This window comes from Aeromonas sp. MdU4 (genome assembly GCF_041929505.1).
Taxonomy (GTDB): Bacteria; Pseudomonadota; Gammaproteobacteria; order Enterobacterales; family Aeromonadaceae; genus Aeromonas.
Map to the genome: position 1 here is coordinate 14,885 of NZ_JBHFMW010000013.1, position 13,336 is coordinate 28,220.

10 protein-coding genes are annotated in these 13,336 nt (G+C 58.5%); 5 read left to right on the forward strand and 5 right to left on the reverse strand.

Annotated elements, in window-relative coordinates:
• Positions 1 to 87: 87 nt before the first annotated feature.
• The 4 genes from rfbD to ACE1BR_RS06920 form a co-directional block, all read right to left on the reverse strand.
• Entirely contained in the window at positions 88 to 975 is an 888-nt protein-coding gene (rfbD, locus tag ACE1BR_RS06905) for a dTDP-4-dehydrorhamnose reductase (protein ID WP_374868804.1), read from the reverse strand.
• On the reverse strand, positions 975 to 2,060 hold the full coding sequence (gene rfbB / locus ACE1BR_RS06910) for a dTDP-glucose 4,6-dehydratase (RefSeq protein ID WP_374868806.1): 1,086 nt from the start codon (positions 2,058 to 2,060) through the stop codon (positions 975 to 977). The genes rfbD and rfbB overlap by 1 nt, the downstream gene beginning before the upstream one ends.
• Positions 2,061 to 2,667: 607 nt before the next feature.
• Positions 2,668 to 5,817: an efflux RND transporter permease subunit gene (locus ACE1BR_RS06915; RefSeq protein WP_374868808.1), complete on the reverse strand. Its 3,150-nt coding sequence runs from the start codon at positions 5,815 to 5,817 to the stop codon at positions 2,668 to 2,670.
• Between the two features lie 17 nt (positions 5,818 to 5,834).
• Positions 5,835 to 7,016: an efflux RND transporter periplasmic adaptor subunit gene (locus ACE1BR_RS06920; RefSeq protein WP_374868810.1), complete on the reverse strand. Its 1,182-nt coding sequence runs from the start codon at positions 7,014 to 7,016 to the stop codon at positions 5,835 to 5,837.
• Between the two features lie 140 nt (positions 7,017 to 7,156).
• On the opposite strand from ACE1BR_RS06920, the gene ACE1BR_RS06925 reads away from it, so the two are divergent.
• From ACE1BR_RS06925 to ACE1BR_RS06940, 4 genes are all read left to right on the forward strand, one after another.
• Positions 7,157 to 7,795: a TetR family transcriptional regulator gene (locus ACE1BR_RS06925; protein WP_374868812.1), complete on the forward strand. Its 639-nt coding sequence runs from the start codon at positions 7,157 to 7,159 to the stop codon at positions 7,793 to 7,795.
• A gap of 104 nt (positions 7,796 to 7,899) precedes the next feature.
• Positions 7,900 to 8,481: a hypothetical protein gene (locus tag ACE1BR_RS06930; protein WP_374868814.1), complete on the forward strand. Its 582-nt coding sequence runs from the start codon at positions 7,900 to 7,902 to the stop codon at positions 8,479 to 8,481.
• A 192-nt stretch (positions 8,482 to 8,673) separates the two neighbouring features.
• Positions 8,674 to 9,864 (forward strand): dicarboxylate/amino acid:cation symporter, encoded by a 1,191-nt coding sequence (locus ACE1BR_RS06935; RefSeq protein WP_374868816.1) that lies wholly within the window; start codon positions 8,674 to 8,676, stop codon positions 9,862 to 9,864.
• A gap of 339 nt (positions 9,865 to 10,203) precedes the next feature.
• Entirely contained in the window at positions 10,204 to 10,389 is a 186-nt protein-coding gene (locus ACE1BR_RS06940) for a hypothetical protein (RefSeq protein WP_374868818.1), read from the forward strand.
• A gap of 158 nt (positions 10,390 to 10,547) precedes the next feature.
• Here the strand turns inward: ACE1BR_RS06940 and ACE1BR_RS06945 are convergent, their stop codons facing one another.
• Positions 10,548 to 11,666 (reverse strand): HD-GYP domain-containing protein, encoded by a 1,119-nt coding sequence (locus tag ACE1BR_RS06945; protein ID WP_374868820.1) that lies wholly within the window; start codon positions 11,664 to 11,666, stop codon positions 10,548 to 10,550.
• Positions 11,667 to 11,990: 324 nt separating this feature from the next.
• Here ACE1BR_RS06945 and rimO point away from each other — a divergent pair, with 324 nt between their 5' ends.
• On the forward strand, positions 11,991 to 13,319 hold the full coding sequence (gene rimO, locus ACE1BR_RS06950) for a 30S ribosomal protein S12 methylthiotransferase RimO (protein WP_374868822.1): 1,329 nt from the start codon (positions 11,991 to 11,993) through the stop codon (positions 13,317 to 13,319).
• The last annotated feature ends 17 nt before the right edge of the window (positions 13,320 to 13,336 follow it).

Here is a 13,336-nt window from a genome sequence, read left to right on the forward strand (position 1 = left end):
GCAAAAGACAAGGGTGGCTTGAGGCCACACTTTTCTGTTTTATCCCTGACAGCCAGGAAGGCGTTCAATACATCCCTGGCCTGTGATTTACTTGCCGAGGATCTCGGTCAACATCCGCTCCACACCGACCGTCCAGTCCGGCAGCACCAGATCGAAGGTACGCTGGAATTTGCTGGTATCAAGGCGGGAGTTATGGGGGCGTTTGGCCGGGGTCGGGAAGGCACTGGTCGGCACCGCATTGAGTTGCGTGACCGCCAGTTCAACCCCGGCCTCTCTGGCTTTGGCAAACACCAACTGGGCGTAGTCAAACCAGGTAGTGGTGCCAGAGGCAATCAGATGGTACAGCCCGGCAACGTCGGGTTTGCTCTGCGCCACGCGGATAGCATGGGCGGTGCAATCGGCCAGCAGCTCGGCCCCGGTCGGAGCGCCGAACTGGTCATTGATGATTGACATCTCGCTCCGCTCTTTGCCAAAACGCAGCATGGTCTTGGCAAAGTTGGCGCCGCGGGCAGCGTAGACCCAGCTAGTGCGGAAGATCAGGTGACGAGAGCAAAGCGCGGCGCCTTGTTCCCCTGCCAGCTTGGTTTCGCCGTAGACATTGAGCGGGGCGGTGGCATCGCTTTCCACCCATGGGCGCTCACCACTGCCATCGAACACATAGTCAGTGGAGTAGTGAACCAACCAGGCTCCCAATACTTCTGCTTCTTTGGCGATAGCGGCCACACTAGTGGCATTGAGCAGCTCGGCAAATTCCCGCTCGCTCTCTGCCTTGTCGACTGCAGTATGGGCCGCTGCGTTAACAATCACATCCGGTTTTACCAGACGTACGGTTTCGGCTACCCCTGCCGGATTGCTAAAGTCACCGCAATAGTCGGTGGAGTCAAAATCAACGGCCGTGATGCGGCCCAGCGGTGCGAGTGCACGCTGTAGCTCCCAACCGACCTGACCGTTTTTGCCAAACAGCAAAATATGCATCAGCTGCGCTCCCCGTAATTCTGCTCAATCCAGGATTGGTAGGCACCGCTCTTGACGTTGTTGACCCACTGCTGGTTATCCAGATACCACTGCACAGTTTTGCGAATGCCCGACTCGAAAGTTTCTTGCGGTTGCCAAGCAAGCTCACTGCTCATCTTGCTGGCATCGATAGCATAGCGGCGATCGTGGCCGGGACGATCCGCCACATAGGTGATTTGAGCGCGGTATGAGCCCGCTTTTGGCACCATTTCGTCAAGCAGATCACACACGGTATGCACCACGTCCAGATTCTGCTTCTCGTTGTGACCGCCGATGTTGTAGGTCTCCCCGACCAAACCAGTGGTCACCACCTTGTAGAGCGCGCGTGCGTGATCTTCCACATAGAGCCAGTCACGGATCTGGTCACCCTTGCCATAGACCGGCAGCGGCTTGCCATCCAGCGCATTGAGGATCACCAGCGGGATCAGCTTCTCGGGGAAGTGATAAGGGCCGTAGTTGTTAGAACAGTTGGTAACGATGGTGGGCAGGCCGTAAGTACGGCGCCAGGCGCGTACCAGATGGTCGCTGGAAGCCTTGGAGGCAGAATAGGGGCTGCTGGGGGCATAAGGAGTGGTTTCGGTAAAGAGCGGCAATGGCTCACCGGCGGCAACTTCATCCGGATGGGGCAGATCGCCATACACCTCATCGGTGGAGATATGGTGGAAGCGGAAGGCCACCTTGCGTACCTCGTCCAGACCATTCCAGTAGGCACGTGCCGCTTCCAGCAACATATAGGTGCCGACGATATTGGTCTCGATGAAATCGGCGGGTCCAGTGATGGAGCGGTCGACATGGCTCTCGGCGGCCAAGTGCATCACGGCATCCGGCTGGTGCAGGGCAAACACCCGATCCAACTCGGCACGATTGCAGATATCCACTTGCTCAAACGCATAACGCTCGCTTGACGATACATCGGCCAGGGATTCCAGATTACCGGCATAGGTGAGTTTATCGAGATTGATCACGGAATCCTGGGTATCACGGATGATATGGCGCACTACGGCAGAGCCGATAAAACCGGCACCACCGGTAACGAGAATTTTCATAGAAATGTTATCTCTTGCGAGGCGTTGATATGAAATTGATACAAGCTGGAATGCATAACACGAATGAATATTCGTTGCGTAAAAAAGCAAGTAGTCAGACTTATAGGATGCTTTAAAAAGCATCAGGGCATACGAATTTCACCATGCTCACTGGAAAATGCAATGGCTACCGCCCCTGGGTTACAGCCCCCAGCTTGCTGCTTTTTACCACATTGCTCACGCTGTTGGTCATCATGCCCTCCAGCATCTTTATGTTTCGGCCATGTACATCGCGCTTAGACATCACAGACTACTGGTGAATAAGCGCACTATCCCTGCGCCTCAGTCCTACCTGAAAGGTGATTCTATCCCGTTTCCCCCGACGATGAATAGGTGAAAATATTTGATCGTGAGTGCAATTTGAGGCTTGTTGTAAGGGATGGTTCGCGAGATATCTACATCTATCCAGAGGTGGGGCCTGTAACAAAATCATATTTGCTTACTTTTTTCTTAAAAATTTATCAAAAAACAGGGCAACCCATGGGGTTGCCCTGTTTGATTGCCAGCCAGACCACAGCAAGCTGGATGTTTATTGTACGCAGATCAGCGCTGCCTGACCCCTATGCCATTAGTCATGTTTTGACTCATGGGTATGGGCCAGACGCTCTTCTTTGCTGCTGTGTTTGGTGAAGTAGCGCATCACCAGCACGAAGAAGAGCGGCACGAAGAAGATGGCCAGCACGGTGGCGCTGATCATCCCCCCCATCACCCCGGTACCGATGGCGTTACGGCTGCTGGCGCCAGCGCCAGTACTGATCACCAGCGGCAATACCCCGAGGATAAAGGCAAGCGAGGTCATCAGGATCGGACGCAGACGCAGACGCGCCGCCTCCACCACAGCTTCACCCAGCCCCATCCCCTTGTCATAGAGCTCTTTGGCAAATTCGACGATCAAAATCGCGTTCTTCGCCGACAGGCCTATGGTGGTGAGCAGGCCCACCTGGAAGTAGACGTCGTTCTCAAGCCCGCGCAACGTAGCGGCCAAAATGGCCCCTAAAACACCCAGCGGTACTACCAGCATCACCGAGAACGGAATGCTCCAGCTCTCGTAGAGAGCGGCCAGACAGAGGAACACCACCAGCAGCGAGATCGCGTAGAGCGCAGGTGCCTGTGAACCGGCTTGACGCTCCTGGAAGGAGAGCCCAGTCCACTCGATACCCACCCCTTCCGGCAGTTGTTTCACCATCTGCTCGATGGCAGCCATCGCATCACCGGTACTCTTGCCTGGCGCCGCTTCACCAACAATTTCCATCGCTGGCACGCCGTTAAAACGCTCAAGACGGGGCGAGCCAAAGTTCCACTCGGTACTGGCAAAAGCCGAGAAGGGGACCATTTGGCCCGAGCTGTTGCGCACATACCAGAGCTTCAGGTCTTCCGGATTCATCCGGAAGGGGGCATCAGCTTGCATGTAGACCTTCTTGATCCGGCCACGATCGACGAAATCATTGACATAAGAAGAGCCCCAGGCGGTTGCCAGAGTGTTGTTTATCTCGGCAATAGAGAGCCCTTGTGCCAGCGCCTTCTCGTAGTCAATCTTGATATCCAGTTGCGGCGTATCCTCCATCCCGTTCGGGCGCACCCGTACCAGGGTAGGATCCTGCGCCGCCATGCCAAGCAGCTGGTTGCGGGCCGCCATCAGCTTGTCGTGCCCCAATCCGGCTCGGTCCTGCAGATAGAAGTCAAAACCGCTCGCCGTGCCCAGCTCCGGGATCGGTGGCAGGTTGAAGGCAAAGACCTGCGCCTCCTTGATGCTGAACAGATAACCCATAGCACGGCCAATGATGGCATTGGCGCTACGTTCCGGACTCTTGCGCTCGCCCCAGTCCTTGAGCTGAATAAATGCCATACCGGTGTTTTGACCGCTACCGGCAAAACTGAAGCCCGATACGGTCAACACTGCATCAACGTTATCCTTCTCGTTCTTCAGGAAGTAGTCGCGCATCTGCGCCAACACCACCTCGGTACGCTGCTTGGTTGCCCCCACCGGCAGTTGCACCATGGACATGATGACCCCCTGATCTTCCTCTGGCAGGAAGGAGGTGGGCATCCGCACAAAGAGCACACCCAGCACCACCAGCATGGCGGCATAGATGACGCTGTAGCGCACGCCCTGCTTGATCACCTTGCGCACACCGCGCTGGTAACGGTCGGTGCCAATATCAAAGGCGCTGTTAAACCAGCCAAAGAAACCGCGCTTGGCACCAAACTCGCCATGCTTCATCGGTTTGAGCAGGGTGGCACAGAGCGCTGGCGTCAGGATCAACGCCACCAGCACCGACAGCACCATGGCCGACACGATAGTGAGCGAGAACTGGCGATAGATGGCGCCGGTCGACCCGCCGAAAAAGGCCATCGGCACGAATACGGCGGACAACACCAAGGCGATCCCCACCAGAGCACTGGTGATCTGGGTCATCGACTTGCGGGTCGCTTCCAGCGGGGAGAGATCCTCCTCGCTCATCAACCGCTCGACGTTCTCCACCACCACGATGGCATCATCCACCAGCAGGCCGATGGCCAGCACCATACCAAACATGGTGAGGGTGTTGATGGAGAAGCCAAATGCCGCCATCACCCCGAAGGTACCGAGCAGTACCACAGGCACAGCAATGGTCGGGATCAAGGTGGCGCGGAAGTTCTGCAGGAACAGATACATCACGCAGAACACCAGGAAGATCGCCTCAATCAGAGTCTGTGCAACCTCCTCGATGGAGATCTTCACAAATGGCGTGGTGTCGTAGGGATAGACGATCTCCATGTTGGCCGGGAAGTAATCCGACAGCTCATTGAGTCGGGCACGCACCTTGTCGGCGGTATCCAGCGCATTGGCGCCAGTGGCCAGCTTGACGGCGATCGCCGCGGTCGATTGGCCATTATAGAGCGCGTCAGCATCATAACTTTCGCCAGCCAGCTCAACCCGGGCCACATCTTTCAGCCGCACCTTGGAGCCATCCTGATTCACCCGCAGCAGGATATCGTTGAACTGCTCCACCGTGGAGAGGCGAGTTTGCCCCATGATGGTGGCCGTAAACTGCTGTTCCTCTACCGAGGGCGTGCCACCCAGCTTGCCGAAAGCGACCTGAGCGTTCTGCGCCTTGATGGCCAGTTGCACATCACTCGGGGTCATCTGCACCCGGTTGAGTTTGTTGGGATCGAGCCAGATCCGCATCGAGTACTGGCTACCAAACAGCGTGATCTCCCCCACCCCGTCCAGACGACTCAGCGGCTCCTTGATGTTGGAGACCACATAGTCCGCCAGATCGTCGTTGTTCATCGATCCATCGCTGGAGATGAACGCCGCCACCATCAGGAAGCTGCTGGAGGTTTTCTGCACCCGAACACCCTGCTGCTGCACCTCTTGCGGCAACAGCGACATTGCCTGCTGCAGCTTGTTTTGCACCTGCACCTGGGCAATATCGGGATCAGTACCCGGCTGGAAGGTCAGGGTTACCGACACCCGGCCAGCGGAGTCGGATTGGGATGACATGTAGAGCAGGTGATCCAGACCGGTCATGTTCTGCTCGATGATCTGGGTCACCGAATCTTCCACCGTCTTGGCAGAGGCGCCCGGATAGCTGGCAGAGATACTCACCGCTGGCGGCGCAATACTCGGATACTGGGCAACCGGCAATTTGATGATGGCCAGGCTGCCCGCCAGCATGATCACCAGTGCGATCACCCAGGCAAAAATGGGTCTGTCTATGAAAAATCGAGCCATGAGGCGACTACTCCATCCTACTTGTTGGCCGGGGTGTTGGCAGCAGCGGGAGCCGCAGCCTGCTCAGCCGGGTTGACCACGGCGCCCGGTCGCACTTTCTGCAGACCCGCCACGATCACCCGCTCACCGGCGGTGAGGCCAGACTCCACCACCCAGTTGCTACCCACAATGCGGCTGAGCTGGACATTGCGCAGCGCCACCTTGTTGTCAGCGGTCACCACCATCACGGTCGCGCCGCCGTTGGGGGTGCGGGTCACTGCGGTTTGCGGCACCAGCAGCCCTTGCGCCCGCTCACCCTCTTGCAGGGTGGCACGCATGAACATGCCCGGCAGCAGCAGATGGGTGGGATTAGGCACGATCACCCGCAGGGTCACCATGCCGGTGGTCTCATCCACCGTCACGTCAGAGAACTGCAGCGAGCCCTCTTCCCCATAGGCAGAGCCATCTTCCAGCTGGAAGGTCACCTTGGCCCCTTTCTGGTCATCCTGAGTCAGCTTGCCTTCGGCGACCAGTCGCTTGAGGCGCAGCAGGTCGGCGGTGGACTGACGCACATCCACATACATGGGGTCGAGTTGCTGGATGGCAGTGAGGCTATCCGCCTGCTGGGCAGTCACCAGCGCCCCCTCGGTGACCGCAGATTTGCCGATGCGACCGCTGATGGGGGCAGTGATACGGGTGTAACCCAGATTGATCTCGGCGGTACGCAGGGCTGCCTTGCTCGCCATGATCTCGGCCTGTGCCTGTTTCCAGCTGGCATCGGCGTCATCATAGTCCTGACGGCTGATGGACTTGACCTTGAGCAGCTCCTGATAGCGCTTGGCCTTGAGGCGGGCGCTCTGCTCATTGGCCTGCGCCTTGGCCAGATTGGCCTTGGCACTGGCCACCGCCGCCTGATAGACCGCCGGATCGATCTGATAGAGCAGATCACCGGCCTTCACATCGCTTCCTTCAGTGAAGAGACGCTTGAGGATGATACCGCTCACCTGCGGACGCACTTCCGCCACCCGCAGCGGCGCGCTGCGGCCAGTCAATTCGGTCGTCAACATCAACGGACCAGTCTGCAGGGTCACCACATTGACTGCTGCCGGGGGCATGCCGCCCTGTCCCTGCGGCGCACCGCCCTTGTCACCACAACCAGCCAGCAAGCCTGTTGCCAGCAAGGCAAGACCCACCGAACGAGCAAGAATATGTTTATCCATGAAACACCTGAGCCTTTGTCAGTCAATGAACAATCAGGGCCGCGTGGGCCCTGTTGGTAAATAGTCGAAAGATGAGGCAATATACATACATTCATAAATGTATGTAAGTCACTTTTTGCTTACATGAGGCACAAATTTCGATGGCCAGACGAACCAAAGAAGAGGCGCAACAGACGCGCAGTCATATCATGAGTACCGCGCTGGAGCTCTTCTGCTCTCAGGGCCTGGCCAAAACCAGCCTGACCGACATTGCCAACGCCGCCGGGCTGACTCGTGGTGCCATCTATTGGCACTTCAAAAACAAGGACGAGCTCTTCATTTCGCTTTGGCAGGAGCTTTGCTCTCCGCTCGCACACCAGCTCGATGCCTGCCTCAATGAAGATGAACCGGATCCGCTCGGTCAGCTTCGCCTGTTTTTTGCCGGCATACTGCACAACTTCAGCCACAATCCGGCCCAGCGCCAGATGTTCACCATCCTCTTTAATCTGGAGTCACTGGAAGGCGAAGCCATCTCCCTGCGTGAACATATCCGTGGCCAGTCCGCCCACTTTTTTCGGGATCTCGAGACCACGCTGACCAATGCCATTCGGCGCAACCAGCTGCCAGCCAACCTCAATATACGCCGAGCCTCCACCCTGCTGCACTGCATGCTTGATGGTTATATCATCAACTGGCTCCATTTCCCCGATCGGGTCGATCTTCCGCAAGAGGCGGACTTTCTGCTCGACAGCATGTTCACCCTGTTGACCCTGCCCAATGGGCCTGCGACCAGATTCTGACGATGAGTCCGGATGCCAGACGGGAGGCCGATAGCTCGTCTTTACTTTTGCCACCCCGACCCCGAATTTGTTAGTGTGTGCGCCCCCTGCTTGAGGTAATCCCAGTGCCACATTCTGACGCCATCCCCCACAACCAGCCCTTGCCCCACCCGCAAGCCTGCGCTCGGGCCGCCTTTGTCGCGCGACTCAAGCCCGGCGCACATCTGCTCAATGGCCAGTGTGGCGGCGGGGACGATCTGCTCTGGCTGCGTGCAGAGGGCTATATGGTCACCGCCTGCGAGCCGGAACTGGCCCAGGCCAGAGTGGCGTCACAACGGTCAGGACAAGCCGTCCGGGTCTGTTCCCTTGCACAGCTGCATTCCGTGCTCCCGTACGATGGCATCTGGCTCAGCCGCCCCCTCGATGGCGAACCGGCTACCCTCGTCACTCTGTTGCAACCGCTGGTTACCCTGCTCAAACCGGGCGCTCCACTCTGTTTTTCCCTGCTACCCGCTTGCGAGATGAGCCACGACCAGCTGATACAGCAGCTCGTCACTACCACCGCGCTGCCGCTGCAACCGGCTCCGATGGAACTTGCACCGATGGAACCTGCCCCGGCCAGCACGTCGCAATATGTCCATCAAACCGCCAGCGAAACCGCCATCCACTACGTCATGCTGCTGCGTGACGATCATCTTGCCCCCTAACGGGCTAATTCATCACGGATTTTTCGGCCCGACCGTGAGCTGGCAGCAAGTCGGCCTTCATCGCTGTCGACAATATTTAACTCGGCATTAACGCGTCAAAAGCAGACATAACGCGGATTCTGTGTTAGAAAGTTCGATTAATATCAAAATCAAATAACAAAACAGACCATACACCCAACACCGGATTTCCTTATGAAACTTGTCCTCAAACTCATTGCTGGCATCCTTGCCGGTCTCTTGCTCGGTCTCTACGCCCCTGAGTGGGTGGCGCGCGTGCTGTTTACGGCCAAGACAGTGATCGGTCAGCTCATTACCTTCACTATTCCGCTCATCATCCTGTTCTTTATCATGAGCGGCATCGCCAGCCTGCCGCAAAATTCCGGCAAGCTGCTGGGCAAAACCGTGGCGCTCTCCTACTGCTCCACTATTCTGGCGGGCCTGTTCGCCTTTACCGTGGCAAGCCATCTGATCCCGCAGCTGACCACCGCCGCCGAGCCCACAGCCGCCGAGGCGGTCAAGCTCGCCTCCTACGTCAATCTGGAGATCCCGCCGCTGTTTGGCGTGATGTCGGCACTGGCCGCCGCTTTCATCTTCGGTATCGGCATCAGCGCCACCCAGGCGACCGATCTGCGCCGGGTGACCGATCAGGGCCGTGACATCATCGACCGCCTGCTGGCCAAGGTGATCATTCCGCTGCTGCCGTTCTACATCGCTGGCGTCTTTGTCGAGATGACGGTAGAAGGCACCGTGTTCGCCACCCTGAAAACCTTTGGCGTGGTGCTGGTGATGGCCATTCTGATGCACTGGATCTGGCTCTCCGTGCTGTTTATCGGCACCGGCCTGGCCCTGGGCCGCTCACCGGCCCAGCTGATCAAGAACATGCTGCCTGCCTACTTCACCGCATTGGGGACCATGTCGAGCGCCGCCACCATTCCGGTCGCCCTGCAGTCGAGCAAGAACAATGGGGTGAGCGACGGCATCGCCAACTTCACTGTGCCGCTGTGCGCCACCATTCACCTCAGTGGTTCCACCATTACTCTGGTGACCTGCGCCACGGCGGTGATGTTCCTCTCCGAACATCTGGCCATCCCTGGCTATGGCACCATGCTGCCCTTCATCATGATGCTGGGCATCATCATGATCGCCGCCCCGGGTGCACCGGGTGGTGGCGTGATGTCGGCACTGGGCCTGCTCACCTCCATGCTCGGCTTTGGTGATGCCTCCATCGCCCTGATGATCGCCCTCTATCTGGCACAGGACAGCTTCGGCACCGCCTGCAACGTCACCGGTGATGGCGTGATTGCCCTGTGGGCCGACCGCTTCGCCAATGGCAGCGAAAGTGCCGCAAGTGCAGCTCCTGTGGCCGAGGCCAAACAGGCATAAGCTCGCCGGGATGGCCCCCGCCATCCGCTGTAAAAACCACAGGCCCGAACCTCTGTTCGGGCCTGTGTCGTTTTTGCCTTAACCAATCTGACAAGAGCCAGTAAGGCATTCTCAGCGCGAGTCGGCCTCCACATCATCGAGCCTGCCCACTCGGGCCAACCGCGGCACTTTCTCCATACTCTTACCCATTGTTACGTCAGCGAAACAGTCAATCAGAAGACTGTTGCACTCACGATCATAATCAGGCGCATCAACCGCCGCAGGGCCATACTTGCAGCCAACATCATGGCCGCCCGATCGCCACGCAGGCGGCTGTCACCACCGCAAGGAGGAGAAATCATGTCCATCTGGTTGCTGAGCTTGCTCGCCTCGTTCGTACTGATCCTGGCTATGGGCACCATCATCTGGTGGCGCCAGAATCGGCTGGCCCAGCAGCGGCCGGACAAGCAGATCCGCCCCTGCGGCTGTTCAAGCGCCAACGCCGACCACCTCGGCCAGTCAAACGAGCCGCCGCCCAAGCCATAACGGGCTGCGAGTGACGAGCCAAAAAACAGCGGCCATCAAATCTGACAAATGCAAAGGGGACGCCCAATAGCGTCCCCTTCTCTTATGCTCTGCATCGTTGGCCCTCAGTGCTTGCCCTTTATCCCCTGTGATCCCCTGTGCGCTGGCGTCCATCTCACTCAAGCCGGTTTCTCATCGCCCGCCTCCGGTGAACTGGCCGGATCCTGATACTGCTGATAGATGGCATAAAACTCGGCCTTGTTGTGCAGGGCCGCGGCGACGCAGGCGGGATCGAACTGGCTGCCGGCATGCTCCTCCAGATAGGCAAACGCCGTCTCGAACGGCCAGGGCTGCTTGTAGGGGCGCTCGCTGGTCAGGGCATCAAACACATCGGCCACCGCCACAATACGCGCCGCCAGCGGAATGGCCTCCCCCGCCAGCCCCAGCGGATAGCCGGTGCCATCGAAACGCTCGTGATGGCTGGCGATGATGTTGGTCAGCATGTCGGTGTGGTGAATGCCATCGAGGCCAAACTCGTTGATCATCAGGCTGATCATCTCCCGCCCCTTGCCGGGGTGGATCTTCATGATCTCGAACTCTTCCGGCGTCAGCTTGCCCGGCTTGAGCAAGATGGCGTCCGGCACCGCAATCTTGCCGATATCGTGCAGCTCCGAAAACAGGTAGATAAACTCCACCTCCTCATCGCTCAGGCCGCTGGCGGGGGCCAGCGTCTTGGCGATCAGCCGGGAGTAGGCGGACATCCGGTGCAGATGGTTGGCAGTCTCCTCATCCCGATAGCGACTGAACTCCCGCGCCGTGGTCAACGCCCCGCCAAGGGTCTGAATGGAGAAAAACTCCACCGCCATGATGGCCGACAGCACCTGGGCATAGACTGACAATTCGCTTCGGATCGGCTCGTTGAAATAACCCGGCTCCATCGCATCGCAAAACAGAAAGCCGAACAACTTGCTGTTAAACAGCAGCGGCTCGGTATAACTGGAGGCATAGCCCGCCGCCAGCAGCTTGCGGCTGTGCTCCGACGCGGAGCCGCGCAGGGTATCGAGATCGCCGAGCACCCGGGACTGATGGTGCTCCGCCAGATAACGCAGGGAGGGCACATCGCTCAGCTTGACCTCATACTGCACCAGCGGCGAGTGGCCCTCGGTGCTGTGGGCAAAGGTCTTGAGCTGATCCGTGTGGGGGTCATAGATCGCGATGGCCACCCGGCTCAACTTGTCAAAACGCTGCCTGAGGGTGGCGTGCACGCTCTGCATTCTCTCGCCAAATGAACTTTCCATCCCGCTCTCCATACCCCTATCACGCTATCTTGTTCGCGACTGCACCCGGTATCTCGCAGATACCGTGATGGGAGTATAGTGACACCCGCCCCCGCGCTCCCCTTAGTTGATATGAAAATCAACAAAGTGGGCGTTGTGCCGCTAAGTGTGCACCCGCGCCGCAATCTCCCTACCAATGGCGCGCCATCAGGGGGCTGCGTGCACCCCAATCCTGCCCCCTCGGAGATATTGTTCGGTTCTCCCCTGCTGGCTGTATAGTTTTTGGTTAACCATTCCGGTAAAATCCGCGCCCTTAACGAGAAGCCACCTAAGAGTGATTGAGCGATGTCCAACACAAAACAGGCCCCCAAAGTAGGATTCGTCTCCCTGGGTTGCCCGAAAAACCTGGTCGATTCCGAGCGCATCCTGACCCAGCTGCGTACCGAAGGGTACGACGTGGTGCCCAGCTATGACGATGCCGAGCTGGTTGTCGTCAACACCTGTGGCTTTATCGACAGTGCCGTGCAGGAGTCGCTCGAAGCGATCGGCGAAGCGCTGGCCGAGAACGGCAAGGTGATCGTCACCGGCTGCCTTGGCGCCAAAGAGAATCAGATCCGCGAGATCCACCCCAAAGTACTCGAGATCACCGGTCCCCACGCCTACGAAGAGGTGCTGGGTCACGTCCACAAATATGTGGCCAAACCGGAGCACAACCCCTTCACCAGTCTGGTACCGGCCCACGGCGTCAAGCTGACCCCGCGTCACTACGCCTATCTGAAGATTTCCGAAGGGTGCAACCACCGCTGCACCTTCTGCATCATCCCCTCCATGCGCGGGGATCTGGTGAGCCGTCCCATCGGCGAAGTGCTGGCTGAAGCCAAGCGCCTGAAAGAAGCGGGCGTGAAAGAGATCCTGGTGATCTCTCAGGACACCTCCGCCTACGGCGTCGATGTGAAGCACCGCACCGGTTTCTACGACGGCATGCCGATCAAAACCAACATGGTCGCCCTGTGCGAAGAGCTGGCCAAGCTCGATATCTGGGTACGTCTGCACTACGTCTACCCCTATCCGCACGTGGATGACGTCATCCCGCTGATGCGCGATGGCAAGGTTCTGCCCTACCTCGACATCCCGCTGCAGCACGCCAGTCCGCGCATCCTGAAACTGATGAAGCGCCCGGGTACCGTCGAGCGCACTCTGGAGCGGATCCAGAAGTGGCGCGAGATCTGCCCCGAGATCACCCTGCGCTCCACCTTTATCGTCGGCTTCCCCGGCGAGACCGAAGAAGATTTCCAGATGCTGCTGGACTTCATCGACAAGGCGGAGCTGGATCGGGTCGGCTGCTTCAAATACAGCCCGGTCGAAGGAGCGCTGGCCAATGAGCTGCCGGATCCGGTACCGGAAGAGGTACAGGAAGAGCGCTTCCAGCGCTTTATGGAGCTGCAACAGCAGGTCTCCATCCGCAAGCTGGCCCGCAAAGTGGGTCAGGAGATGACCGTTATCATCGACGAAGTGGATGAAGAGGGCGCCACTGGCCGCTCCTTCGCCGATGCGCCGGAGATCGACGGTCTGGTCTACCTCAACGGCGAAACCGGCCTCAAGCCGGGGGACATGGTCAAGGTGCGGATCGACGAATCCGACGAATATGACCTGTGGGCCAGCCTGATCGGCTAAGCCCGCCATGGGTAAAC

Coding starts and splice junctions, on each gene's coding strand:
- ACE1BR_RS06940 (WP_374868818.1), top strand. CDS start 10,204: ATGTCCATCTGGTTGCTGAGCTTGCTCGCCTCGTTCGTACTGATCCTG.
- ACE1BR_RS06915 (WP_374868808.1), bottom strand. CDS start 5,817: ATGGCTCGATTTTTCATAGACAGACCCATTTTTGCCTGGGTGATCGCA.
- ACE1BR_RS06935 (WP_374868816.1), top strand. CDS start 8,674: ATGAAACTTGTCCTCAAACTCATTGCTGGCATCCTTGCCGGTCTCTTG.
- rfbB (WP_374868806.1), bottom strand. CDS start 2,060: ATGAAAATTCTCGTTACCGGTGGTGCCGGTTTTATCGGCTCTGCCGTA.
- ACE1BR_RS06925 (WP_374868812.1), top strand. CDS start 7,157: ATGGCCAGACGAACCAAAGAAGAGGCGCAACAGACGCGCAGTCATATC.
- ACE1BR_RS06920 (WP_374868810.1), bottom strand. CDS start 7,016: ATGGATAAACATATTCTTGCTCGTTCGGTGGGTCTTGCCTTGCTGGCA.
- rimO (WP_374868822.1), top strand. CDS start 11,991: ATGTCCAACACAAAACAGGCCCCCAAAGTAGGATTCGTCTCCCTGGGT.
- rfbD (WP_374868804.1), bottom strand. CDS start 975: ATGCATATTTTGCTGTTTGGCAAAAACGGTCAGGTCGGTTGGGAGCTA.
- ACE1BR_RS06945 (WP_374868820.1), bottom strand. CDS start 11,666: ATGGAAAGTTCATTTGGCGAGAGAATGCAGAGCGTGCACGCCACCCTC.